Here is a 24,727-nt window from a genome sequence, read left to right on the forward strand (position 1 = left end):
ATTTCTAAATCTTCATTATTCTATTTTTTCTTTTTCATCTGATTTGGTTTGAAATTTTGGAAGTAGTCATTATGTACTTTCTTAACCATTCCGCTCAATGCCCACAGACCTATAACGTTAGGAATTACCATCGCACTGTTAAAGCAGTCTGCCATATTCCATACAAGGTCAACTTTCTGTGCTGAGCCAACTACGATACATACGCATACAAGCACTGCATAAATTTTTACTGCTTTGCTGCCAAACAAGTATTTAATATTTGCTTCACCGAAGAAATACCATCCGATGATTGTTGAAAATGCGAAGAAGAACATACAAATTGCAATAAAGACTTCTCCACCTTTTCCGAATACACTCGAGAAACCAACCTGTGTCAGAGCCGTTCCTGTATAAACTGCATTTGTAAGTGGGTCAATTTTTCCAACCATTCCGCTTGTAAGGATAACAAGTGCTGTCAATGTAAGAACAACGAATGTATCAATAAATACACCCATCATTGCTACAAATCCCTGCTCTACCGGATGATCCACTTTCGCAACTGCGTGTGCGTGCGGTGTAGAACCCATACCAGCTTCGTTAGAGAATAATCCTCGTCCAACGCCTCGAGCCATTGCCCTTGATACTGTCCAACCAAGAACACCACCACCGATTGCCCGTGGATTAAATGCTCCTACAAAAATATCGTGGAATGCTTTCGGAACCATCTCACCATTTACGATAATAACGATTAAAGCACCTACAATGTAGAACGCTGCCATAACTGGAACGATTTTCTCTGTCAGAGAAGCAATTCTTGAAATACCTCCGACAAATACGAACAGAGAAATTGCTGCGATAGCGATACCAATAATCCAAGGATTAATACCGAATGCTGTTCCAAACGCATCACTGATAGAGTTTGACTGAACTGCGTTACCCATAAATCCTAATGCAAATACAATAAGTACTGCAAAGACTGCTGCGAGAACTTTTCCGAATGTTCCCTTAAATGCTGCTCTGATGTAGTATACAGGACCACCTGTTACAACACCGTCATCACCGACTTGTTTGTACTTCTGAGCCATAAGTGCTTCGGCATAGATTGTTGCCATTCCTAAAAATGCACTTATCCACATCCAAAAGATTGCTCCCGGTCCACCCATTGCAATGGCTGTTGCCGCTCCGGCAAGATTACCGGTACCAACCTGTGCCGCAATCGCTGTTGCTAACGCTTGGAAAGAGGACATTCCGTCTTTGCCGGCTTTTCCGCTCTTCTTAAATAAGCCACCAAATGTTCGCTTCCATCCTTCGCCAAATCCTCTGACCTGAATGAAGCCAAGACTGAAGGTAAACCATAGACCTGTACCTACGAGTGCAACTAGAAGAATCTTATCTGCTAATACACCCTGAATCGCCAATACAATTTTGTTTAAATCCAAACAAATCCCTCCTCCTATAAATGTCTTCCATAAACATTATTTATGTTATTTATAATACTGCATTTAGGAGAAAAGTGCAATAAAATTACATAATTCCAGTTTTTTTCGTTAATTTTTCCCTAATCTTTTAAATTAAAAACCATTTTATAGGATTTAGGGTTATAGATTTTTTCTATATTTATGCACATTGCACATATTTTAACAAAGTCGAAAAAAGAAGGCATATCCGCCTTCTTTTCCCCTGACTTATACCATGCATTCGTGGATTTCTTCTTCCTCAATTCCCACTTCCTGCATCACCTTTTTAATCTGTTCCAACTCAGTTAATTCAGCACACCAAGATAATCCGCACCCCGCGGAAATTGTCCGTGGGACAGGGATTAATCTCCCTGAAACCTCATGCTCCTTGCAGGCTTTTTCCATCGCCATAGCATCTGCTGTCGTATGAAACGTTACGACTAATTTTAATTCTTTCTTTCTCATTTTACTCAATTATAATTTCGAATTCTGAGCCTTTCTGTGTGGAAGTCGCTTTCTTTCCATGATCTTTCGCATATTTTTCCACATTTGTCTTTTGATGTGGTTCGCTTACCAACACCTTTACCGGACCTTTTGCTGTTTTTAACGCTTCCGCTGTCAACATAAGCGGTTCCGGACAAGAAAGTCCTCTTGCATCTACTTCTTTCATATTTTTTCCTTCTTTCCTAGAGTATCATATTTTTATTCTTATTTCTAGCGTGTTTTTCTTTTGTTTCCTACAAATGCAATAGCAAACAATAATACAATACAGATAACCGCCGCTACTTTACCTTCTATAGATGGTCCTCCGATAACTGCTGCCGCTTCTTTTGTTGCAGGCGCTGCCGCTGCTGACGCAAGTTTTAAGTTATGGCAAAGCGCTGCTCCTACAAAAAGTCCTGCCACGGTAACCGCTGCATCCGAAGAACCCTGTCCTGCCAAAACAAGTTGACGAAGAGGACATCCTCCGGCAAGTGTTGCCGCAAATCCTACGATATACATTCCAAGAATATTCCATAAGTGCTGTGAATGTGCTACAGGATTTCCAGTGAAACTAAATGCAAAGTTTCCTGTTGCCACATTGTAGATAAGCATAACGCCAAACAATCCGGCAATCACTGTAAATAAATCAAAATTCTTCATTAGGAAAATATCACGAATACTTCCCGCAAAACACATTCTTGATTTCTGAGCAAATGCTCCAAACACAAGACCTCCGATTAAAGCAATCCAAATCGGTGCATGCATACTTCCCGGTCCCATTTTACTGTTGATAAGTAACGGAGAACCGATAGCAACAAGCACTAAAAGCCCTACCATAAGAAGTGGAAGAACTACTCCGCTTGTTTTGTTTGTTTCATGTGCTCTTCCTAAACTAAAACCTTTTTTCAACGCTATCGAACCTGTAACAATACCTCCGCCAAATCCGATTAATGCCACATAAGCATTCAAATCTCCTGCTGCCATACGGATTACCATACGAAGCGGGCATCCTAAGAACAACAAAGAACCAATCATAATCATCATACCAAGTACAAATCTAATCATAGGTGATGATCCTGCTGTAGAACGGTATTCTTTCGTTACTACGGAAATAATAAATGCTCCCAATACGATACCGATAATTTCCGGTCTTACATACTGCACAACTGCCGCCTGATGCATTCCCAATGCTCCCGCTGTGTCGCGGATAAAACAGGCGATACAAATTGCCATGTTCCCCGGATTTCCCGTCATTGCCAATGCAACTGCTACAATTCCGCAGATAACGCCGGCAATGCCTAATTTGACTTTTGAATCTGATAAATTCATTTTCTTTCCTCCTCGCTACTCTTCCTGTGCTAATTCTTCAATTGCCTGAATCGCAATTGCAATTTCTTCCTCTGTATTGTAATGAGAAAAACTGAATCTGACCGCACCCTGTTCCACAGTTCCGAGCGCTTTATGCATAAGCGGCGCGCAATGTGCTCCCGGTCTTGTAGAAATATTGTATGTCATAAGCAGTTCATCACTAACTTCAGAAGAATCATAATCCCCAATATTAAGCGTCACTATCGGACAACGCTTTTTCGTTTCAAAATCACCATACACGTTCACGTTCGGTATATCTTTTACTCCATAATAAAACTTCCACATATATTCAAGTTCTTTCTCCCGAATCGCTTCCATGCCCTTTTTCTGTATATAGGATACACCCGCTCCTAATCCGGCTATTCCGTGTCCATTTAAAGTGCCCGCCTCTAACGCTGTAGGCATCTCCTCCGGATGATGTTTATTATATGTATCTACTCCGCTTCCACCACATTTAAGCGGTCTTAATGCAAGACCGGTTCTGACATACATTCCTCCCGTTCCCTGCGGTCCTAAAAGTCCTTTATGCCCCGTAAAGCAGAGAATATCAATTTTCATTTCCTGTACGTCTATCGGATAAACTCCTGCTGTCTGAGAAGCGTCTACGATAAATTTCAAACCATGTTCCTTGGCTACTGTTCCAATTCTTTTTATATCCAGCATATTTCCCGTCAGATTAGATGCGTGAGTACAGACAATTGCTTTCGTATTCGGACGAATAGCCGTTTCAAAATCTTCATAACAAACCATTCCTGTCCTATCTGCCGGAAGTATAGTCAGTTCTACCCCCTTTTCTTCCATCTCATATAAAGGTCTTAACACTGAATTATGTTCCATTTCGGTTGCAATCACATGATCTCCCAGTTGCAACAGACCTTTTATTGCAATATTCAAACTTTCCGTGGAATTATTTGTAAATACAATCTGTTTCGCACTCTCTGCACCGAAGAACTTCGCCAAAATATCTCTCGTCCCATAAATCGTTCGCGAAGCATCCAAAGAAGCACTGTGTGCACCCCGCCCTGCATTTCCCATAGAATTCATCGCCTGCACAACAGCATCCATGACTTCCTTCGGCTTATGCATGGTCGTCGCCGCATTATCCATATATATCATGCCCGTTTTCCTCTCGTCTTCTGTTCTTATATCATTGCTTTTATTATACCCCTGCTATTTATCCCCGTCTAATTGAAAACCATAATAAAAGCAGTGTGTTTATAGGTTTTTTCTATAAACACACCACTTTCCCTTTTAATAATTGTAAATTTCTTTTACCATTTTGATAAATTTCTCAGTTACATGAGATAATCTAATATCCTTATTGTATACCATATAAATATTTCGGACACTTTCTTCTTCTGCCAACGGAAAACCTAACAGTTTTCCGTTTTCTATCTCACGTTTTGCCGCCAGTTTTGAAATAATGGAAATGCCCATTCCATTTTCTACAGAACGCTTAATTGTTTCCTGATTTTCAATGCTGGCAACAATATTTAAGGCTTCAACGCTGACACCTTTTCTTTTTAATTGTTTTTCTGCCTCTTTTCTAGTCCCCGACCCCTCTTCTCTCATAATCATCGGTTCTTTTTGAATCCATTCAGCATGATTGTCGTTTTTCCGTAAATTTCTAAATCTTTCCTGATTTGGTGTAATAACTATCAATTCATCTTCATAAAACGGCAGATATACACAGTGTTTTCTATCTAACATTGTACCTGTAAATCCGATGTCTGTCTGACGATTTACTACTTGTTCCACTACCTGTGCACTGTCTGTTTCTTTTATTTTGAACTGTTCCTCAGGATATTTGTCACTGAATTTTGCTAATATTTTTGGCAGTAAATACTGTGCCGGTATTGTCGACGCAGAGATTGTAATGCAAGTTTTATCCTCTTCCTCACGGAAAAACGTTTCCTCAATCTCCCTTTCCAATTCTACCATTTTTTTTGCACATTCATAAAGTCTTTTCCCCTCGTCCGAAAGATTTACTTCCTTTGTATTTCGCACAAACAGACGGGCATTCAATTCCTTCTCCAATGAAGAAATGTGTGCGCTTATTGTCGGCTGTGTCAAAAATAATTCTTTCGCTGCCTTAGAAAAACTTTTCTTTTCTGCGACATATACAAACGCCTCTAACTGTTTTAAATTCATTAGTATGCTACCCTTTCGCTTTCTGTCCCATTCCTCTTCGTTATTTTAATGCTGTCCATATATTCTACAATTAACTTAGCGTTCTTCCTGCTTGTTTCCAAAGCATCGCGAATTTCCGCCATGGTAATCAAATCTTTTTCTTTTAACATAGAACAAATAATCTCTTTTGATTTTTCTATATAAGAAGTCAACGTATAAAGTTCTTCGCCCAGTTTGATAATCTTTTTCTCTTCCATAAGGAGTAAAAGAATATCTTCCACCACTTCAAACGGCACTGTCCCAAAATCTATTTCCGAAACTTTCGGAAAATCAAGCCCCGCTTTTTCAAATGTGGTGAGTAGTTTGCTTTCCACTTGCTGATATATCCGGTCTTTTACGATTTCGTGCTGTGGAAGACTTAAAAATTCATTTCTTCTCTTCATCACGCCTTCCCCCACAAGACTTTCCATATATAAATCAAATACATTTGGTTTTACCTTTCTCATGAAAGTCATATGTATTTCCGCCTTTTGCATTCCGTATCGGTACAGATGTTTTTCGTGATATATCTGCAAAGTTTTTATCATTTCCTCCTGCAACATCTTGTCATTATCTCTGTGCCATGTATAACTGTCTTTCTTCATATGGAAAACTTTGATAATTCCTTTTTCTTCTAAAGCATCCACATCCTGTTTTACTTCATCCAAAGATAATGCTGTTATCTTCGCCAATTCCGCCACAGTAAGCATACTGTCCTTGCTGTTTTTGATATGCATTTCAATTATATCTTCTGACGAACCCAATTCTTTTCGTTTCAATTCCTCGATTGTATCTGCATTAAAACGTTTTTTCTTTGTCGGGTTCGGCTCAAGCACAACGCCTCCGCCAATTGTTTCCATAGGAGAATAAAAACGGACAATAAATTTATCCCCTCTTCTAAGAGCAATTTCTTCTTCCAGACGTAATTGCACATACCCGCTTTCTCCCGGACCGATTTCTTCCTTATCAAGCAGTACCGCACGGCATAAGATCTCACTTGTTCCCGTAAATAAATGCAGTCGCGTATGATTTGTCAAAATACGCATGGAGGACGGAAGTATATTCATCTTCACATCTAAAAGCATCGTATTTTTCATATTATTGGGCGGTGCAAGAACACACCCTCTGTGTATTTCACTTTTTTTCATGTTGGAAATATTGATTGCCACACGCTGTCCCGCATAACATTTATCTACATTTTCTCCATGTACCTGAATGCTTCTGATTTTACATTCTTTCCCTATCGGATACATCTGCAAAGTATCTTCCTTGCAAATTGTCCCTGCAAGAAGTGTTCCTGTAATAATTGTTCCAAATCCCGACAATGTAAACACTCGGTCAACCGGTAGTCGCGGAATGGTATGTATATCTTTTTCCACAACCTCATCTGCCGTCAATTGTTCTATCGTTTCAATTAACTCCGGAATGCCTTGTCCTGTTGCCGCCGAAACTTTTACAACAGGAGCATTTTCAAGAAAAGTCCCTTCAAGTTCCTCCTGAATTTCCTCCTCTACAAGTTCAAGCCATTCCTCATCAACTAAATCGCATTTATTCAATACAAGTATACTCTTTTCGATGCCTAATTCCCCCAGAATATCCATATGTTCTCTTGTCTGTGGCATAATTCCTTCATCTGCCGCCACTACAAGCATAACCAAATCCATTCCAACAACACCTGCCACCATATTATTGATAAACTTTTCATGTCCCGGAACGTCAATGATTCCAACTCTGTCACCGCTTTTTAAATCAAAATAAGTAAATCCCAAGTCAATGGTAATTCCTCTTCGCTGTTCCTCTTCCCAACGGTCTGTATTTCTCCCTGTGAGAGCCTTTATCAGCGTTGTCTTCCCATGGTCTATATGACCTGCTGTTCCAATAATGATATTTTTCATATCCGTATAGCCTTTCCTATCGCCCTGCCATCAGGCTTTCTCTTCAAAAATATGTGATTCTTTTAACTCCTGCACGATTGTCTTGAAAAATCTCTGTTCGATTGTACGAACGTCCAATATAATCTTATCGTTCATTGTACGCGGAATAATCGGAATAGGAAGATGACGCATTCTTTCTTCCAATTCTGCGGTTGTAATGCAAGTTGGTTTTATCGTAACCGCCATACTCTCAATACGCTCAAGAGGAAGTGACCCTCCACCAATCTGAGATTCGCATTTTTCCAGCATAATTTCCGCTTCCGGCTTCATCTGTTTTAACATTCTCTGCAATGATTTCGCTCTTTTTGTCACATCTTCCAATGATTCCGTAATCATATGCAATGTAGGAATATTGTTAATTGCCCTTTCTTCTGACAGATATTCATGCAAAATCACATCCAAAGTCGTCGCCGTAAATTTATCAATACGAAGCGCTCTTGTCATCTGATTTTTCTTCATTTTGTCAATGTATTCTTTCTTTCCGACAATGATTCCCGCCTGAGCCCCGCCGAACAATTTATCACCGCTAAAACAGACAATATCTGCACCGTGACGAATTGAATCCTGCACAGTCGGCTCATAGGTTAAACCATATTTACTCAAATCAATAAGTACTCCGCTTCCCAAATCTTCTATAACAGGAAGATGATATTTCTCTCCAAGCGGAACGAGTTCTTCTATAGAAACCGTATCCGTAAATCCTACAATACGGTAGTTACTTGTATGTACTTTCAATAAAGCACCTGTTTCTTCGGTAATTGCCTGTTCATAGTCTGCAAAATGTGTCTTGTTTGTCGTTCCTACTTCCACAAGAGATGCGCCGCTTTGCTCCATCACATCCGGAACACGAAATTTTCCGCCAATTTCCACAAGTTCTCCTCGTGATACGATAATCTCTTTTCCTTTTCCGAGCGTATTCAAAATAAGCATAACCGCAGCAGCATTATTGTTTACCGCCATTGCAGCCTCAGCGCCTGTAATTTTACATAACAGTTTTTCAAAATGAGAATAACGTTCTCCACGTTTTCCCTCTTCTAAATTGTATTCCAAATTAGAGTACCCTGTTGCAATCTCTGCCACATACTGCATATGCTTCGGACTAATTGGGGCACGCCCCAAATTAGTATGTAAAATTGTTCCCGTACCGTTAATAACACTTTTTATATCCGGTGTATTTATGCGAATAACCTTTTTCTCTATGTCTGCTACAAGAGAAGCTATCCTTGCAAACGCCTTTTCTTCCTCTTCACATTCTTTGATGTATTCCCGAAGTGTTTCCAATTCCTCCCGAATTGTTTCCACAACTGTTTCTCTCCCATAAACTGCAATCAGTTCCTGTAACTTTTCATTTTCTAAAAGAATATCCACCTTAGGTATATTGCGATATAAAAGATTTTTGTTCATTATTTTTTCCTGCTAACGAAGACGAATGAGTTTTTCGTCTTTTTCTACTACCTTTCCTATAATCGATACTTTCGTATCCATTTTCTTTTCTTCAAATTCTTTCATGATATTTTCCACTTCTTCCGGCGGAACACTAATCAAAAGTCCTCCTGACGTCTGTGGGTCATACAATAAATCCACATAATGTTCCTCCACCTGTGACATATCCACCTGTTTTCCTGAATATCCTCTATTCTTATATGCTCCTGCCGGAACAAGTCCCATTTTTGCATAAGAAATCGCATCTTCAAAATAGGCAATATCTTTTACATGAAGTTCAAAGGTCACATCACTTGCAACCGCCATTTCCACACAATGTCCCAAAAGTCCAAAGCCTGTAATATCCGTACACGCATTGACCTGATGGTTTTCCACAACTTCTTTTGCTTTTTTATTTAAAGATGCCATCGCAACCGTAACTTCCTTAATGGCTCTCTCCGAAGCCATCTCCGCTTTGATTGCCGTGTTGACAATTCCATTTCCAATCTGTTTTGTCAAAATAAGAACATCTCCCGGTTTACAACCGTAATTTTTGAAGATTTTATCAGGATGTACAAAGCCGGACACGCATAAGCCATATTTAGGCTCATCGTCCTGCACGGAATGTCCTCCAACTAAGACCGCTCCTGCCTCTTTCACCTTATCGGCGCCACCCGCCAATATTTCTCCAAGCACTGACGGATCCAGACAATTCGGGAACCCGACAATGTTCAACGCAATCTTTGGTTCTCCTCCCATGGCATACACATCACTCAAAGAATTTGCTGCCGCAATCTGTCCAAACATATAAGGGTCATCTACTATCGGGGTGAAGAAGTCGACCGTCTGAATGAGTGCGATGTCGTCTGTTACTTTGTAGATAGCTGCATCATCGGAAGTTTCAATTCCTACCAATAAATTGTCATCGTGAAACTTAGGTAACTTACCCAAAACTTGAGCAAGGGTCTCCGGACCTATTTTAGCGGCTCACCCTGCTGTCTTTGTCATCTGTGTTAATTTCATGTTTGAATTCATCTGCCTTCTCCTTTCCCCTTTATTGCTATGGCTGCACAATTTTTGCTGCCCCTGCCATTTTTTCTACGATTGTGTACATATTTGTCACAGAACCAACTGCCAACTTATCTGTTAAATTATAATAATTCAGACAAGTTCCACAAGTTAAGATTTCTACTCCCTGCTCTGCAAGATGTTTCAAATCATCAAGGCAATCCGAACCTTCTGCCGTAAGTGTAGCTCCTCCATTATAGAACAACATTGTTTTCGGAAGTGTTTCTAACTGTGTCACCGCAAAAATAAATCCTTTAATAAGCACTTTTCCAAGTTCATCATTACCGCTTCCCATACGGTCTGAGGAAACAACAATAACTGTATTATCTTCTTTCTTTGTATCACAGTATGTTTCTTCTATTTCTTCTTTAATTGCTCCGTTCATTTCGATTGTTATTTTATATTCCTTCTCGGCAACCTTCTCAGAAGTAACCACGCCTCCTGCTGAAGATGCCATTTTCGTTACATTCTGTACAGCAACTTCATTATCAACAGATACTTCGATTACTTCCGGTCCTGTCACTTCCTGCATTGCCTTTTTTGTTTTAATTACCGGAATCGGACAATTATCGCCCATTGCATTTACTTTTATCATTCCTATATCACCTTTCCTTATTTCTTAAGAATGTCCCTCTTTTTTCATTCTTCACCCATAGAATTATTTTATCACTCCCATTTAAAAAGGTAAACCTAAAAATATCTATACTTCCCTTTTAATTCTTGATATAATAACTTTATATGAAATGAAATTGATACGAAAGGATTTTAATATTATGTGGATAGCAGACGGCTGGAAAGATTATGAAGTAATAGACTCCTCCAATGGAGAAAAACTGGAACGTTGGGGGGATTATATCCTTGTCAGACCTGATCCGCAGGTTATATGGGATACCCCTAAGACAAATAAAGGCTGGAGAAAAATGAACGGTCATTATCACCGCAGCAAGAAAGGCGGTGGCGAATGGGAATTTTTTGATTTACCTGAACAATGGCAGATTCACTATAAAGATTTGACATTCAACCTGAAACCATTTAGTTTCAAGCATACCGGACTTTTTCCTGAACAGGCGACAAACTGGGACTGGTTCTCAGAAAAAATCCGCAATGCAGGACGTCCGATTAAAGTGTTAAATCTATTTGCTTATACAGGAGGCGCTACACTAGCGGCAGCAAGTGCGGGAGCAAGTGTTACTCATGTGGACGCTTCAAAAGGTATGGTTACTTGGGCAAAGGAAAACGCTGTTTCCTCAGGACTTAAAGATGCACCTATCCGCTGGCTTGTAGATGACTGCGTCAAATTTGTCGAGAGAGAAATCCGACGAGGTAATCACTATGATGCCATTATTATGGATCCCCCTTCTTACGGGAGAGGACCTAAAGGAGAAATATGGAAAATCGAGGACGCCATTCACCCATTAATAAAACTCTGTACACAGATTTTATCCGACGATCCTCTTTTCTTCCTAATTAATTCATATACAACAGGGCTTGCACCTTCTGTTCTCACTTATATGCTTGCAACAGAATTGAAAAAATTTAACGGATTTGTAGAAGCACAGGAAATCGGACTTCCGGTTTCAAGCAATGGGCTTGTTCTCCCTTGCGGTGCGTCAGGTCGTTGGGAAAGGAAGTAAGAAAATGAAAAAATTCAGAAAAATTGTAGCAATTGAACCTGTCAATATGCTCCCTTTCGGAGAAGAAAAATTCCGTACACATTGTGAGGAACTTATTTTATTTAACGATATTCCTTCCTCAGCAGAAGAAGTGATTAGACGTATCGGTGATGCTGACTGCCTTTTAGTCAGTTACACTACTTCTATTACGGAAGAAATTTTATCTGCCTGCCCAAATCTAAAATATATCGGAATGTGCTGTAGCCTTTACTCTGAAGAAAGTGCAAGTGTGGATATCCGATACGCACGAGAACACGGCATTACAGTAACAGGTATACGTGATTACGGTGACAACGGAGTTGCCGAATATGTAGTAGGTGAATTAGTAGAAGTATTGCATGGATTTCACGGCAAAAAATCATTTTTTGATGAGCCCGCCGAACTGACAGACCTAAAAGTTGGTGTACTCGGTATGGGAACAACAGGTCAGATTGTGGCAAACGCTCTCCGTTTCTTCGGTTCATGCGTTTCTTATTACAGTCGCACAAGAAAAGAAAGTATAGAAGAAAGTGGTATTGTCTACAAAGATTTGCACCCCCTTCTCAAAGAATGTGATATTATCTGCTGTTGCCTGAGTAAAAACGTTACCCTTCTTTATGAAGAAGAATTGGAGATTCTGGGCAATCACAAAATTATTTTCAACACGGCACTTAGTCCTTCGTTTGATGTGAATGCAATGGAAAAATGGCTTTCTCACTCTGAAAATCACTATTACTGCGATACTCTTATGGCAGTGGGAAATACTGATTTCCTCTCTCTTCCAAACGTCCACTGTGCCAAACAATCAGCAGGAATGACAAGACAGGCTGTAGAAAGATTAAATCAAAAAGTTCTCGATAATATGGAACAATATTTACAACAATAAATACATATGCAAAAGAGGAGAAACCTTTAAATAGTTTCTCCTCTTTTTTATTCCCTCGCTTCTCTTCTCAATATATCAATCGCCTCATCCAGCGTACCAATCACTCTCCATGCCTTATAACGCGTTTCGCTGTCCGGCTGAACTAAATCCGGAACCATAATAACGTCCACTCCCGCAGCCGTGGCAGATTCTACCCCCGCAGGTGCATCTTCAAAAGCAACGCAATATTCCGGTCTTACTCCTAAAAATCTACAGGCTTTCTCATAAATTTCCGGATCCGGCTTTGATTTCGTCACCATATCCCCACATACAAATACGTCAAAATATTCATACAGTCCTGCCTTTTTGAACATCTCCTCAACATATGGTCTTCTTGATGAAGTGACTACAGCCATATGATAACCTAACTGTTTTGCATAATGAATTAATTCTCTCGCACCCGTCTTAACTGTCAGACCTTCCCTTTCCACAATACCATAAAAATTTTCTCTCGCCAAATCTCTAAATTTTTCATTCGGAAAATCTTCACCAAATACACCCTTAAAATATTCGCCTCTACTCTTTGCATTCATGCCAAGTGTATTATAAATATGGTCGCCGATATTTCCATATCCCAAAATATTTCCTGCCATATTCCATGAACGCTGCACAACCTTTTCGGAATCAAAAATCAATCCGTCCATATCAAATAATAGTGCTTTTAACATACACCCACCCTCCTTCTTTATGATTTTATCGCCTGATAAATGTAAGAAACCGGCAATCCGACTACATTATAATAATCTCCTTCGATTTTCTCTATAAATGGTGCAAACTGTCCCTGAATGGCATATGCTCCTGCCTTGTCCATATATTCGCCCGTATCCAGATAATTATTTATTTCTTTTTCACTCATCGGATAAACAAACACTTTTGTTTCCACCGCATCATTTATCGTTTTCTTATTACCACTTTCATCATAACACAAAATGGCAACTCCCGTATAAACTTTATGCACTTTTCCTTGTATGCTTTTAATCATTTCAAAAGCCTCCACCCTGTTTTTCGGTTTTCCAAGCACCTTACCTTCATGGGCAACGATAGTATCTGCTCCTATAACGATGATGTCTTTTTTCTCTACCATCTCCGAAACATGATCTGCCTTTAAAAGTGACAGTTCTTTTACAATTTCCTCCGGTCTGCTACTCTCATAAATTTCCTCTTTATCGCTCACCAAAATCTCAAACTGCATCCCTATCTGTTCCAAAATCTCTTTTCTTCTTGGAGAAGCCGATGCCAAAATAATCTTTTTCAATTCCTTTTCCTCCTCATATGTATGTACAAAAAACACCCGCATAGCAGGTGTTTCCAATCTCTTATCTTTCTTCTAATTTTTGAATCATTTCTTCACAAATCTGAAGAACTGTTTTCTTATCGGTATTCACTGTAACATCTGCAGCCATTTCATACTTGTCAGACCGTTCTTCTAACATTTGGCAAATCCACTCTTTGTTTTTCTTTCCTTTCAACAATGGACGTTCTTCATTTTCCTGTACTCTCTGCAAAATTTCTTCCGGTGATGCAGTAAGAAGAACAACCTTCCCCTGTTTTTTCAACTTTTCAACATTCTCTTCACGAAGTACAACTCCTCCTCCGCAGGAAATAACGATATGGTCTTTTACTTGCAATTCTTCGAGAAGTTCTGTTTCCATTTGACGAAAATATTCTTCACCGTATGTTGAAAATATATCTTCCACAGACATTCCCGAACGTTTTTCAATCTCCTTATCCATCTCCACCACATCCATGGCAAATCTCTCACCCATATATTTTGCCAATGTTGTTTTTCCCGTTCCCATAAAGCCTATCAGGACAATATTATGAGGAAAAAGTTTCTTTCCCTGAATGCGTTTCCAGTTCCATGCAATACATGAAAATACATCCATAATTTCCTCTTTATATGGATTGCCTTCTAACTTCTCCTCCAGCCTTTTCATTCTCTTTTCTCTCTGCATCGGCTGTAAAATAAGCATTCCGTGTTCTTCTTTATATTCCAGCATTTTTTCAAAAATATTACTTCTTTCTGTCAAATCTTCAATTATTTTCTCATCACACAATGCAAGTTGTTCTCTGTATAATTCCAAATCATTCATACTTTTCTTTCCTTTCCTCTTTCATGGAAATTGTAGTTATTTAATTATATACAGAGTATACAAAACTCTTGAATATTCTGCAACAAAAAAATAGAGAGCAAAAACTCTCTATTTTCATCCCTTTGCTAAAAATGGACCTGAGGGGAATCGAACCCCTGTCCGAAAGCCCGTCCATTCAGGCATCTCCCATCACAGTCATCATTTTAATATTCCCTCCGCTGACCGTCTGATGACGAACTGTCAGTTTCAGTAGCTTCATCAATTCTTCCATTCCCTCAAAGCTTTGGAAACGAAGTACCTCACCTCGTCGAAGCCGGTTCCTTAAGCAGTGAGCGACTTAAGACCGACTGCTGCCACTAGGCAGCGTACGCTAAATTTTCGTCTGCGTTTAATTTTAATTTGCGGATTGTTGTGCGGTTCCGCACCGCAGATGGCTTCCCAAACTTCAGAACCCCCGTCGAAACCAGTACAAGCCCTGAATGTCAGTACTTATTTGGTTTAATACAGATACATTATAGTGTAGCACTTTTCACTTGTCAAGGCACTGCCTAGTCCAAACCGAGAATTTCCGCCAAAACTTCTATCATAATTTCATTTGTGCATGACTTCACATATCCCATCATATGCAGAGAAATCTCGTCCTGCTTTTGTGCCTCGGTTAATTTGTCATTATGTTTTGTCTGATCAATCAGTTGAATTAACTGAGGAGTCAGTTCCTCATAAATTTCCACTGTCGTTTCCGTCACTAATTTACTCAACGCCTCTTTTGTTGTAGGTACCATATTTCCTCCTATCCCAGATTGCGAATTTTAAATTCTCTCTGTGCCTCTCTCTTTTGATCTTTTTTTGCAATATCATCGCGTTTATCATATAACTTCTTACCTCTCGCAAGTCCGATTTCCACTTTTACCAGACTTCCTTTAAAATAAACTCTCAAGGGAACGATTGCCATTCCCTTTTCTTTTGTCTTACCAAGCATTTTATTAATTTCAGACTTGTGTAGAAGAAGTTTCTTTACGCGAAGAGGATCTTTATTAAAAATATTTCCTTTTTCATACGGACTGATATGCATTCCATAAATAAACATTTCTCCATTTTCAATACGGATAAAAGATTCTTTGATACTGCATTTTCCCATACGGAGTGATTTTACTTCCGTTCCGTGAAGAGAAATTCCTGCCTCGTATGTGTCTAAAATAAAATAATCGTGATACGCTTTTTTATTATTTGCAATTAGTTTTCCCTCTGTCTTTGCCATAATCTACTCTCCTTCTGCAAGTTCAAAATCAATTGTTCTCTGTAACTTGTCTACATCCAACACACGAACATTTACGGTTTGTCCGAGTTTATATACTTTATTTGTATGCTCGCCCACCATCTCATATCTCTCTTCGTAATAATTATAATGGTCATCACACATATTTGTCACATGAACAAGCCCTTCTATCGTATTGGAAAGTTCAACATACATTCCCCATTTTGTTATGCTTGAAATAACACCTTCAAAAACTTCTCCTATATGGTCTTCCATATATTCCGCCTTTTTCAGTTTTACTGTTTCACGTTCCGCCTCTTCCGCCCGTCTTTCCATTTCGCTGGAATGTTTTGCTACTTCCGGCAAAATTCCTTCGTAATGCTCCCTACGGTTTACATTCATGCGTCCCCGTATATTTTCTTTGATAATGCGGTGGATTTGTAAATCCGGATAACGTCTGATTGGCGAAGTAAAATGGCAATAATACGGCGCTGCAAGTCCAAAATGCCCGGTATTGTCCGGAGTATATTTTGCCTGTTTCATAGAGCGTAATGCTAATCTGCTGATTAACATTTCTTCCGCTGTTCCCTCTACTTTCGTCAGGAGTTTCTGAACTTCTTTCGGTCTTACCGCATTGTTTGCAATATGGAGTGAATGCCCAAAATTATTAATAAAAATTGCCAATTTTTTAATTTTCTCTTCATCCGGTGTTTCATGCGTACGATATACAAACGGTATTTCCTGCCAAAAATAGTCTTCCGCCACTGTTTCATTGGCAATCAGCATAAAGTCCTCAATAATCTTTGTCGCCACATTTCTATCATACGGTTTTAGTTCCAATGGTTTACCGTTTTCATCAAGTATCATTTTTGTTTCGGGAAAATCAAAGTCAATCGAACCTCGTTTTTTACGTTTTCCACGCAAAATACCTGCCAATTCCTCCATCAATTTAAACATGGGATAAAATTCTTTATATTTCTCAATTTCCTGTTCGTCATTATCTTCCAAAATCTTTTTCACGCTCGTGTAACTCATTCGTCTATTAACACAGATTACCGTTTCCGCTATTTTATGGTCAATCACCTCGCCCTTCGGGGTAATCGTCATAATACAACTGAGCGCAAGTCTGTCCTTACCTTCATTTAAGGAACAAATACCGTTTGAAAGTGCGTGCGGCAACATTGGTATGACCCTGTCTGCCAGATATACACTAGTTCCACGCTTATACGCTTCTCTGTCCAATGCACTTTTTTCCTGCACATAGTTTGCCACATCTGCAATATGCACCCCGAGTAAATAATTGTCTTCCTGTCTTCTTATGGAAATAGCATCGTCCAAGTCTTTTGCGTCCTCTCCGTCAATCGTCACCATATCCCAATTGCGAAGATCCATTCTACCGGCCATATCTGCAGGAATAATTTTATCTCCTACACGTTCTGCCTGATTCATCACTTTCTCCGGAAATTCTACAGGCAAATCAAACGCTTTCACAATCGACATAATGTCCGTTCCCGGTTCATTGATATGACCGATAATTTCCATAATTTTTCCTTCCGGTTTTTTCCCTTCCCTGCCGTAAGATGTCAGTTCCACTACAACTTTATGGCCGGTTACCGCACCTTTCGAGCGTTCAAGCGGTACAAATACATCCTGTGAAAATTTTGCATTATCGGGTATAACAAAACCAAAATTTTTATTTCGCTGAAAATATCCGACCAGTTGTGTCGTCCCGTGCGATAAAATTTTCGTAATCTTTCCCTCTCTGCGTTTTCCTTCCGGTGCCGCCTTAATTATGACTTCCACATTATCTCCGTGAAACGCTCCGTTAATATCGTCCTCTGAAATAAATATATCTTCATCTTCGCCTTCAATCGTAACAAATCCAAAACCACGCTGATGTGCCTGATACGTTCCGATAAGACTTTTCGCTTCGCCTTTTACATATTTACCCTTCTTAGAAACTCTGACTTTCCCTTCCGTTTCAAGAGCATCCAAAATCTTTTTCAGTTCCCCTCTCTCTTCTTTGGGAACTTGCAGAAGAATGGCAAATTCTTTTATCTTCATCGGAACATAAAACTCATCACAGATAAAATCATATATCATCTTTTTTCTTTTCTCAAAAATCTCGTTCACCTTTTCACTTCCTTTCTTCTTTGCAACATAAAAGGAACACCCTACCTAATAGAGTGTTCCACTTTCTTTCATCATACATTATGCAAATACTTTTAAGTTCAAAACTGCTGCTAATACAACAAATAAAATTGCTAAGAACTTTGTAGATTTCACTAAAGCACCTTCCATAGAACGTCCTTTATTCTGTCCCCAGTAAGTATCGGCAGCACCGCTGATTGTTCCAAGCCCTGCTGATTTACCTTCCTGAAGTAGTACGATTGCTGTCAATGCGATACAGTCTATTGCAAATAAAATTGTAATTACCATTTTTAAAATTTCCATTCAAATACACCTCCTACGGATAACACTAGGATTAGTGTATCATAAACACTGTCAAATGGCAAGATTTTCTTTAAAAACATTCCTATATTTTGCCGTTTCTGCCAATTCTTCTTCAATTCTTAAAAGTTGATTATATTTTGCCGTCCGCTCTGAGCGACATGGCGCTCCCGTCTTAATCTGTCCGGCATTTAATCCAACCGCAATATCCGCTATTACGCTGTCTTCCGTTTCGCCTGAGCGGTGAGAAATAACTGCTTTGTAACCTGCATTTTTTGCCATTTCCACCGCTTTTATCGCCTCCGTAAGCGTTCCAATCTGATTTACTTTAATCAAAATAGAGTTGGCAACGTGTTGCCTTATACCTCTCTCCAACCTGTTCGTATTTGTGACAAACAAATCATCTCCCACAAGTTGAATATCCTGACCAAGTCTTGTCGTAAGCAACTCCCAACCTTCCCAGTCTTCCTCATCAAGCGGGTCTTCTATAGATACAATAGGAAATTCCGCCAAAAGTTCCTCATAATAATCAATCATTTCTTCCGTCGAATATTCTTTTCCCTCTCCGGCAAACACATATTTATTCTCTTCCTTATTATATAATTCGGATGCCGCCACATCTAACGCAAGCACAACATCCTTTCCCGCCTTATATCCCGCTGTTTCTATTGCCTGCACAATGAAAAATAACGCTTCTTTTGCATTTGAAAGTTCAGGTGCAAAACCTCCTTCATCCCCCACAGCTGTTTTCTTCTTTTCTTCCTTTAAAATTCCTTTCAGTCGATGATAAACCTCCGCTCCTATCCGCAGCGCTTCCCTAAAACATTTTGCCCCTACCGGCATAATCATAAATTCCTGAATATCTATAGAGTTATCTGCGTGGCGTCCGCCATTTAAAATGTTCATCATCGGAATCGGCACTGTATCAGCGTTTACTCCGCCCAAATATCTGTAAAGCGGAATATCAAGTGCTTTCGCCGCTGTCTTTGCCACTGCAAGTGAAACTCCCAGCATGGCATTTGCTCCTAAATTGGATTTATTTTCTGTTCTATCTATTTTCAGAAGAATACCGTCTATTTTCTCCTGTTCAAAGACATTTATTCCTATAATTTCACGTGCAATCGCATCATTGACATGATGAACCGCCCTAGCCACCCCTAGTCCATTATATCTCTCATCTCCATCGCGAAGTTCCACCGCTTCATATTTTCCCGTGGATGCCCCAGAAGGCACAGATGCTCTTCCCACAATATTTTCCCCCACAAGAACTTCCACCTCAATTGTTGGATTTCCTCTTGAATCTAAGATTTCTCGTGCGTATATATCTTGAATTGGTAAATTTTTATACATGATATTTTCCTCCTTCTGTATCATATTATTACCAAGATATATGTTCTAATTCGTTGACAATTCATATTCAGAGCGTTACAATTTTAAAAGGAAATGAAACTAAACATCGAGGGGTATACAAATGAAAACAAAATTAAAATCTTTCTTTTTACTAACCGGAAGTATTCTTTTAATGGCAGTGGGAATTTATTTTTTCAAATTCTCAAATAACTTCACTTTCGGCGGAATTACAGGTCTTGCAGTTCTCGTTGCAAAAACCGGATTTATGACCGCCGGTGATTTCACTTTCATTATGAACATGGTACTTCTGTTAATCGGTTTTCTTATTTTAGGAAAAGATTTCGGTATTATGACTGCCTACTGTAGCATCCTTCTTTCAGTAGCATTGTCTGCTTTAGAAAGACTTTTCCCAATGACAAAACCAATGACAGACCAGCCTATGTTGGAATTGATTTTTGCCATTGCACTTCCCGCAATCGCATCAGCAGCACTGTTCAATATGGGAGCATCCAGCGGAGGAACCGATATTCTTGCCATGATTGTAAAGAAATATACAAGTTTCAATATCGGAAATGCTCTTCTGTTAAGTGATATTGTCATCACTTTACTTGGATTCTTTGTTTTCGACATTAAGACAGGGCTTTATTCCGTTCTCGGACTTGCAGTTCGTTCACTGATGATTGACAACGTAATTGAAAGTATGAACTTGAGTAAATATTTCAATGTTGTGTGTAGTGACCCTGAACCGATTTGTGATTTTATCGTTCACGAATTAAATCGAAGCGCAACAACTTGTCTTGCAAAAGGTGCTTTTTCCGGAGATGACCGCTATATTATCTTCACCGCACTGAACAGGTCACAGGCAGTAAAATTAAGAAACTTTATCAAACAACAGGAGCCGGGGGCATTTATTCTGATTTCTAATACGAGTGAGATTATCGGTAAGGGATTTCATTATGTATAAAAACAAGGAAAGTACAAATTGTACTTTCCTTGTTTATATATCACATTATTCTATAATCAGTTCCTCATTTTCCATCACATCAATCACTTGATTTACATACTCTTCACACAACTCATGTGTAGCAGCTTCCACCATAACACGAATAACCGGTTCTGTTCCACTTTCTCTTACAAGAATACGCCCGTCACTTCCTAATGCTTCCGTTACCTTTTCTACTTCACGGACAACCGCCGGATTTTCTCTCGCCGTTTTCTTATCGGAAACTTTTACGTTTTTCAATAACTGCGGATAAATTTTCACTTCCTCCGTCAGCCTTCCAAGTGTTTCTTTTTTCTCTAACATAACTTCCATAAGTAAAAGTGAGGTTAAAATTCCATCACCTGTCGTAGCATATTTACTGAAAATAATATGTCCTGACTGTTCTCCGCCAAGCGAAAGATTATTCTGCACCATATTTTCGTAAACATATTTATCACCTACAGCAGTCTTTTCATACTTAATTCCAGCCTTATCACAAGCCTTATATAAACCAATATTAGACATAATCGTTGTGACAATGGTATCGTTATTTAAACGTCCCTGCTCTTTTAAATATTTTCCACAAACGTATAAAATCAAATCCCCATCCACAACTTTTCCGTTTTCATCTACCGCAAGACATCTGTCTGCATCACCGTCATAGGCAAATCCTACGTCTAACTGCTTCTCTTTTACAAATTCCTGTAATATTTCCATATGAGTTGAGCCGCATTCTCTGTTGATGTTCGTTCCATCCGGTTCACTGTTAATAACGTAAGTCTTTGCTCCAAGTGCGTCAAAAACACTTTTAGCGATTGATGAAGCGCTTCCGTTAGAGCAATCAAGCCCTACTCTTTTATCTTTGAATGAACGAGTTGCCATTGCAATCAAATGTCCGATATATCTGTTTCTTCCCGCAGAATAATCAACTGTGCGCCCTATATTTTCTCTTGTCGCCAATGGAAGTTCACCAAAAGTTCCATCTATATAAGCCTCCACTTTCTCTTCCACTTCTGTTTCTAATTTATGTCCTTTTCCATTGATAACTTTAATTCCATTGTCATAAAATATATTATGACTGGCAGAAATCATAATTCCACAATCAAAATCTTCTGTTCTTGTTACATAAGAAACACTCGGTGTTGTCGTAACATGAAGAAGATAAACATCTGCTCCTGATGAAGTCAACCCTGCCGAAAGTGCATCTTCAAACATATAACTGCTTCTTCTCGTATCTTTCCCGATTACTACTTTTGCCTTATGCTCCTGTCCGTAATACCAACCTAAAAAACGTCCCACTTTAAAAGCGTGTTCCACTGTTAATACAACATTTGCTTCCCCTCTAAAACCATCTGTCCCAAAATATTTTCCCATTATTAATTCTCCTTCTTTGTATTATTGTCCTATTTTTTTGCACAATTTTTACATTATCATATTATATACTTCTTCTCGGAAATATACAAGATTTTTTTCAAAAAAGATTAAAAATGGAGATGAACGTCATTTATTTTGCTAAGCGATAAATCGCTTCCAAATATATTTTAAGCCATGTTTCGATTTTGCTCACTTCTAAATACTCATTTTTCTCATGCATCACATTTTCCTGCTCAGGAAGTAACGCTCCAAAAGCAACGCAATTCGGCATCGTACGGGCATATGTACATCCTCCGTCCACTTCCGGCTCGGCTTTCATATCCCCTGTAACATCTCTATACACTTGCATAAGTGTCTGTACCAAAAAACTGTCTTTGTCAATATGTATTCCTTCTATGCAGTCTAGCATTTCCACTTCCATTCCCGTTCCTTCCAGTGCCTTCTCCAACTGTGCTGTTACTTCTCCACATTTGTATGTGACCGGAACACGATTATCCACAGAAAATCTCACTTCATCATCCTTAACTTCTACAGTTCCAACATTAAACGACAGCATACCTGATTCTTCATCCGAAAAACATAACCCCAAGTTTTCTCCGTGTAAATTTAAGCCGATATATTTCATATAAAGTGAAGCAATTCGTTCCAAATCACCTTCTACCTTTAACGCATCTACAGCAAGCATCAAACCTGTAATGGCATTTATACCGTTTTCTACCCATGCACCATGAGCCGCTCTTCCTAAAGATGTCAGGACAATATTTCCATTTTCTTCTCTTGTTTCATATATGCAACCACTTTTTGCCGTCCATTCTTCTTTTTTTCTTTCAATCTCAGACAAATATTTTACATCTAAACGCACACTTGCCTTTTCGGGAACGGAATTAACTGCATTTCCTCCATGAAGAACAATTTCATCCGTAATTTTCATTTTCAGACAATACTGTAATAATCCTTTTTCTGCATATTTCAACGGGAAATCTGCATCCGGAGTAAATGCAATCTGAGGTGGTTCTGCTTTCTTTTTCCCAAAGTAGTATTCCATACACTTCCAATTTGTTTCCTCATTTGTGCCAATAATCAAACGTACTTTCTTTTTCAAAGGAATATTCATTTCCTTTAAAATACGCATTGCATGAAGACAAACAATCATAGGTCCTTTATTATCCAATACTCCACGGCCATATAGACGTCCGTCAATAATTTGTGGCTTGTACGGATCGCATATCCAACCTTCTCCACACGGAACAACATCAGCATGGCAGAGAATTCCTAATGTTTCTTCACCTTCACCAAAATCAATATGTCCCGCATAATTATCAAAGTTTTCACTTGTAAATCCAATATTTTCACCTAACTCTAACGCACACTGAAGTGCTTTCGCCGGTCCTTCTCCAAAAGGCATTCCTTCTTTCAATTCATCTTCTACACTGTTGATAGAGCATATTTTTATTATATCCTCCACAATTCTTTCCACAGTATTTTCTAACACTTTTCCCATTTCCATAATTTTCTCCTTATATCATTTTCTTTCAAAAAACACCCATAAATTCTTCTCGAATTTATGAGTGTTCTATCGCTGATTAGTGATGGAATAAACGGATTCCCGTAAATGCCATTGCCATATTATATTTATTGCAAGTTTCAATTACATTGTCATCACGAACCGAACCACCCGGCTGTGCAATATATTTAACACCACTCTTATGTGCTCTTTCAATATTGTCGCCAAATGGGAAGAACGCATCTGATCCCAATGCAACATCTGTCATTTTATCTAACCATGCTCGTTTTTCTTCTCTTGTAAATACTTCCGGTTTCACTTTAAAAATATTCTGCCATGTACCTTCTGCTAATACATCTTCATATTCATCACCAATGTAAAGGTCAATTGCATTATCTCTGTCTGCTCTTCCGATTTTGTCTACAAACTGTAAACCTAAAACTTGTGGAGATTGACGTAACCACCAATTATCTGCCTTCTGTCCTGCAAGACGTGTACAATGAATACGTGACTGCTGTCCTGCACCGATTCCAATTGCCTGTCCGTCTTTTGCATAACATACTGAATTTGACTGTGTATATTTTAATGTAATCAATGCAATTGCCAAGTCAATTTTCGCCTGTTCCGGTATTTCTTTATTGTCTGTAACTACATTTGATAATAATTCATCATCAATGACAAGTTCATTTCTTCCCTGTTCAAATGTAATTCCGAACACTTCTTTATGCTCAATCGGATTTGGTTCATATGTCGGATCAATCTCAATAATCGCATAATTTCCTTTTTTCTTTTGCATTAATAATTCCAATGCTTCCGGTTCATATCCCGGAGCAATTACACCGTCTGAAACTTCACGTTTAATTAATTTTGCAGTAGCAACATCACATACATCTGAAAGCGAAATAAAATCTCCAAAAGAAGACATTCTGTCTGCACCTCTCGCTCTCGCATATGCACAGGCAAGCGGAGATAACTCGCCCATATCGTCTACCCAGTAAATTTTTGCTAATGTATCATCAAGAGGAAGGCCTACTCCTGCTCCGGCAGGTGAAACGTGTTTGAAAGAAGTTGCTGCCGGAAGTCCTGTAGCTTTTTTCAGTTCTTTTACTAACTGCCAGCCGTTGAAGGCGTCCAAAAAGTTAATGTACCCCGGTTTTCCGCATAATACTTTAATAGGAAGTTCTCCTTCCCCCATATAAATTCTTGAAGGTTTCTGATTTGGGTTACAACCATATTTTAATTCTAATTCTTTCATTTGTTC

The 24,727-nt window shown here is 39.0% G+C and carries 24 protein-coding genes and 1 other RNA gene; 3 read left to right on the top strand and 22 right to left on the bottom strand.

The features are described from left to right. Window positions 1-20: 20 nt before the first annotated feature. The 10 genes from ACYPXO_RS08940 to yedF form a co-directional block, all read right to left on the bottom strand. Window positions 21-1,418, bottom strand: a complete 1,398-nt coding sequence (locus ACYPXO_RS08940; RefSeq protein ID WP_459640227.1) for an alanine/glycine:cation symporter family protein — start codon at window positions 1,416-1,418, stop codon at window positions 21-23. Between the two features lie 246 nt (window positions 1,419-1,664). Continuing rightward, entirely contained in the window at window positions 1,665-1,901 is a 237-nt protein-coding gene (locus ACYPXO_RS08945) for a DUF3343 domain-containing protein (RefSeq protein WP_459640228.1), read from the bottom strand. A gap of 1 nt (window position 1,902) precedes the next feature. Beyond that, window positions 1,903-2,106 (bottom strand): sulfurtransferase TusA family protein, encoded by a 204-nt coding sequence (locus tag ACYPXO_RS08950; RefSeq protein ID WP_459640229.1) that lies wholly within the window; start codon window positions 2,104-2,106, stop codon window positions 1,903-1,905. Window positions 2,107-2,150: 44 nt separating this feature from the next. Further along, entirely contained in the window at window positions 2,151-3,248 is a 1,098-nt protein-coding gene (yedE, locus tag ACYPXO_RS08955) for a YedE family putative selenium transporter (RefSeq protein WP_459640230.1), read from the bottom strand. Between the two features lie 15 nt (window positions 3,249-3,263). Beyond that, window positions 3,264-4,403 (bottom strand): aminotransferase class V-fold PLP-dependent enzyme, encoded by a 1,140-nt coding sequence (locus ACYPXO_RS08960; RefSeq protein WP_459640231.1) that lies wholly within the window; start codon window positions 4,401-4,403, stop codon window positions 3,264-3,266. A 135-nt stretch (window positions 4,404-4,538) separates the two neighbouring features. Next, a complete protein-coding gene (locus ACYPXO_RS08965; protein WP_459640232.1) occupies window positions 4,539-5,438 on the bottom strand; it encodes a selenium metabolism-associated LysR family transcriptional regulator in 900 nt (299 codons plus the stop codon). Then, window positions 5,438-7,351, bottom strand: a complete 1,914-nt coding sequence (selB, locus tag ACYPXO_RS08970; RefSeq protein ID WP_459640233.1) for a selenocysteine-specific translation elongation factor — start codon at window positions 7,349-7,351, stop codon at window positions 5,438-5,440. Before selB ends, ACYPXO_RS08965 begins: the two co-directional genes overlap by 1 nt. A gap of 30 nt (window positions 7,352-7,381) precedes the next feature. Continuing rightward, window positions 7,382-8,794: an L-seryl-tRNA(Sec) selenium transferase gene (selA, locus tag ACYPXO_RS08975; RefSeq protein WP_459640234.1), complete on the bottom strand. Its 1,413-nt coding sequence runs from the start codon at window positions 8,792-8,794 to the stop codon at window positions 7,382-7,384. Window positions 8,795-8,806: 12 nt separating this feature from the next. Beyond that, window positions 8,807-9,847 (bottom strand): selenide, water dikinase SelD, encoded by a 1,041-nt coding sequence (selD, locus tag ACYPXO_RS08980; RefSeq protein WP_459640235.1) that lies wholly within the window; start codon window positions 9,845-9,847, stop codon window positions 8,807-8,809. Window positions 9,848-9,872: 25 nt separating this feature from the next. Beyond that, window positions 9,873-10,475: a sulfurtransferase-like selenium metabolism protein YedF gene (gene yedF / locus ACYPXO_RS08985; protein ID WP_459640236.1), complete on the bottom strand. Its 603-nt coding sequence runs from the start codon at window positions 10,473-10,475 to the stop codon at window positions 9,873-9,875. A gap of 178 nt (window positions 10,476-10,653) precedes the next feature. On the opposite strand from yedF, the gene ACYPXO_RS08990 reads away from it, so the two are divergent. Both ACYPXO_RS08990 and ACYPXO_RS08995 read left to right on the top strand, forming a co-directional pair. Beyond that, window positions 10,654-11,514 (top strand): class I SAM-dependent methyltransferase, encoded by an 861-nt coding sequence (locus ACYPXO_RS08990; RefSeq protein WP_459640237.1) that lies wholly within the window; start codon window positions 10,654-10,656, stop codon window positions 11,512-11,514. 4 nt (window positions 11,515-11,518) lie between these two features. Beyond that, window positions 11,519-12,418 carry an NAD(P)-dependent oxidoreductase gene (locus ACYPXO_RS08995; RefSeq protein WP_459640238.1) on the top strand — a complete coding sequence of 300 codons (900 nt, stop codon included), beginning with the start codon at window positions 11,519-11,521 and terminating at the stop codon, window positions 12,416-12,418. Window positions 12,419-12,465: 47 nt separating this feature from the next. Here ACYPXO_RS08995 and ACYPXO_RS09000 read toward each other — a convergent pair whose 3' ends face one another. The 9 genes from ACYPXO_RS09000 to eno all read right to left on the bottom strand — a co-directional run bounded on the left by ACYPXO_RS09000 (window position 12,466) and on the right by eno (window position 19,606). Beyond that, window positions 12,466-13,125 carry an HAD family hydrolase gene (locus tag ACYPXO_RS09000; RefSeq protein ID WP_459640239.1) on the bottom strand — a complete coding sequence of 220 codons (660 nt, stop codon included), beginning with the start codon at window positions 13,123-13,125 and terminating at the stop codon, window positions 12,466-12,468. 17 nt (window positions 13,126-13,142) lie between these two features. Then, on the bottom strand, window positions 13,143-13,712 hold the full coding sequence (locus ACYPXO_RS09005; RefSeq protein WP_459640240.1) for a Maf family protein: 570 nt from the start codon (window positions 13,710-13,712) through the stop codon (window positions 13,143-13,145). 61 nt (window positions 13,713-13,773) lie between these two features. Then, complete coding sequence (locus tag ACYPXO_RS09010) at window positions 13,774-14,550, bottom strand: shikimate kinase (protein WP_459640241.1); 777 nt, start codon at window positions 14,548-14,550, stop codon at window positions 13,774-13,776. A gap of 129 nt (window positions 14,551-14,679) precedes the next feature. After that, window positions 14,680-15,026: a transfer-messenger RNA gene (ssrA, locus tag ACYPXO_RS09015) on the bottom strand. A gap of 72 nt (window positions 15,027-15,098) precedes the next feature. Then, window positions 15,099-15,332, bottom strand: a complete 234-nt coding sequence (locus tag ACYPXO_RS09020) for a hypothetical protein (protein ID WP_459640242.1) — start codon at window positions 15,330-15,332, stop codon at window positions 15,099-15,101. A gap of 8 nt (window positions 15,333-15,340) precedes the next feature. After that, a complete protein-coding gene (gene smpB, locus ACYPXO_RS09025; protein ID WP_459640243.1) occupies window positions 15,341-15,808 on the bottom strand; it encodes an SsrA-binding protein SmpB in 468 nt (155 codons plus the stop codon). Window positions 15,809-15,811: 3 nt separating this feature from the next. Continuing rightward, entirely contained in the window at window positions 15,812-17,938 is a 2,127-nt protein-coding gene (gene rnr, locus ACYPXO_RS09030) for a ribonuclease R (protein WP_459640244.1), read from the bottom strand. Window positions 17,939-18,016: 78 nt separating this feature from the next. After that, entirely contained in the window at window positions 18,017-18,259 is a 243-nt protein-coding gene (gene secG, locus ACYPXO_RS09035; protein ID WP_009461371.1) for a preprotein translocase subunit SecG, read from the bottom strand. Window positions 18,260-18,310: 51 nt separating this feature from the next. Beyond that, window positions 18,311-19,606 (bottom strand): phosphopyruvate hydratase, encoded by a 1,296-nt coding sequence (gene eno, locus ACYPXO_RS09040; RefSeq protein WP_459640245.1) that lies wholly within the window; start codon window positions 19,604-19,606, stop codon window positions 18,311-18,313. A 121-nt stretch (window positions 19,607-19,727) separates the two neighbouring features. On the opposite strand from eno, the gene ACYPXO_RS09045 reads away from it, so the two are divergent. After that, the gene (locus ACYPXO_RS09045) at window positions 19,728-20,570 is read left to right on the top strand and encodes a YitT family protein (protein WP_459640246.1); all 843 of its coding nucleotides are present in this window, start codon (window positions 19,728-19,730) and stop codon (window positions 20,568-20,570) included. Between the two features lie 45 nt (window positions 20,571-20,615). Here the strand turns inward: ACYPXO_RS09045 and glmM are convergent, their stop codons facing one another. From glmM to ACYPXO_RS09060, 3 genes are all read right to left on the bottom strand, one after another. Then, complete coding sequence (gene glmM / locus ACYPXO_RS09050; RefSeq protein ID WP_459640247.1) at window positions 20,616-21,962, bottom strand: phosphoglucosamine mutase; 1,347 nt, start codon at window positions 21,960-21,962, stop codon at window positions 20,616-20,618. A 130-nt stretch (window positions 21,963-22,092) separates the two neighbouring features. Then, a complete protein-coding gene (gene pepV, locus ACYPXO_RS09055) occupies window positions 22,093-23,469 on the bottom strand; it encodes a dipeptidase PepV (RefSeq protein ID WP_459640248.1) in 1,377 nt (458 codons plus the stop codon). A gap of 76 nt (window positions 23,470-23,545) precedes the next feature. Beyond that, a complete protein-coding gene (locus ACYPXO_RS09060) occupies window positions 23,546-24,721 on the bottom strand; it encodes a phosphoribosylaminoimidazolecarboxamide formyltransferase (protein ID WP_459640249.1) in 1,176 nt (391 codons plus the stop codon). Between the last annotated feature and the right edge of the window lie 6 nt (window positions 24,722-24,727).

The organism is Faecalimonas canis, assembly GCF_054601575.1.

Bases quoted from the DNA above. Each gene is read 5' to 3' on its own strand.
- ACYPXO_RS09020 (WP_459640242.1), bottom strand. From the start codon at position 15,332: ATGGTACCTACAACAAAAGAGGCGTTGAGTAAATTAGTGACGGAAACG.
- ACYPXO_RS08965 (WP_459640232.1), bottom strand. From the start codon at position 5,438: ATGAATTTAAAACAGTTAGAGGCGTTTGTATATGTCGCAGAAAAGAAA.
- ACYPXO_RS08950 (WP_459640229.1), bottom strand. From the start codon at position 2,106: ATGAAAGAAGTAGATGCAAGAGGACTTTCTTGTCCGGAACCGCTTATG.
- pepV (WP_459640248.1), bottom strand. From the start codon at position 23,469: ATGGAAATGGGAAAAGTGTTAGAAAATACTGTGGAAAGAATTGTGGAG.
- ACYPXO_RS08995 (WP_459640238.1), top strand. From the start codon at position 11,519: ATGAAAAAATTCAGAAAAATTGTAGCAATTGAACCTGTCAATATGCTC.
- ACYPXO_RS08960 (WP_459640231.1), bottom strand. From the start codon at position 4,403: ATGATATATATGGATAATGCGGCGACGACCATGCATAAGCCGAAGGAA.
- secG (WP_009461371.1), bottom strand. From the start codon at position 18,259: ATGGAAATTTTAAAAATGGTAATTACAATTTTATTTGCAATAGACTGT.
- eno (WP_459640245.1), bottom strand. From the start codon at position 19,606: ATGTATAAAAATTTACCAATTCAAGATATATACGCACGAGAAATCTTA.
- ACYPXO_RS09000 (WP_459640239.1), bottom strand. From the start codon at position 13,125: ATGTTAAAAGCACTATTATTTGATATGGACGGATTGATTTTTGATTCC.
- ACYPXO_RS08990 (WP_459640237.1), top strand. From the start codon at position 10,654: ATGTGGATAGCAGACGGCTGGAAAGATTATGAAGTAATAGACTCCTCC.
- yedF (WP_459640236.1), bottom strand. From the start codon at position 10,475: ATGATAAAAGTAAATGCAATGGGCGATAATTGTCCGATTCCGGTAATT.
- ACYPXO_RS09060 (WP_459640249.1), bottom strand. From the start codon at position 24,721: ATGAAAGAATTAGAATTAAAATATGGTTGTAACCCAAATCAGAAACCT.
- smpB (WP_459640243.1), bottom strand. From the start codon at position 15,808: ATGGCAAAGACAGAGGGAAAACTAATTGCAAATAATAAAAAAGCGTAT.
- ACYPXO_RS08945 (WP_459640228.1), bottom strand. From the start codon at position 1,901: ATGAGAAAGAAAGAATTAAAATTAGTCGTAACGTTTCATACGACAGCA.
- ACYPXO_RS09010 (WP_459640241.1), bottom strand. From the start codon at position 14,550: ATGAATGATTTGGAATTATACAGAGAACAACTTGCATTGTGTGATGAG.
- selB (WP_459640233.1), bottom strand. From the start codon at position 7,351: ATGAAAAATATCATTATTGGAACAGCAGGTCATATAGACCATGGGAAG.
- ACYPXO_RS09045 (WP_459640246.1), top strand. From the start codon at position 19,728: ATGAAAACAAAATTAAAATCTTTCTTTTTACTAACCGGAAGTATTCTT.
- glmM (WP_459640247.1), bottom strand. From the start codon at position 21,962: ATGGGAAAATATTTTGGGACAGATGGTTTTAGAGGGGAAGCAAATGTT.
- selA (WP_459640234.1), bottom strand. From the start codon at position 8,794: ATGAACAAAAATCTTTTATATCGCAATATACCTAAGGTGGATATTCTT.
- yedE (WP_459640230.1), bottom strand. From the start codon at position 3,248: ATGAATTTATCAGATTCAAAAGTCAAATTAGGCATTGCCGGCGTTATC.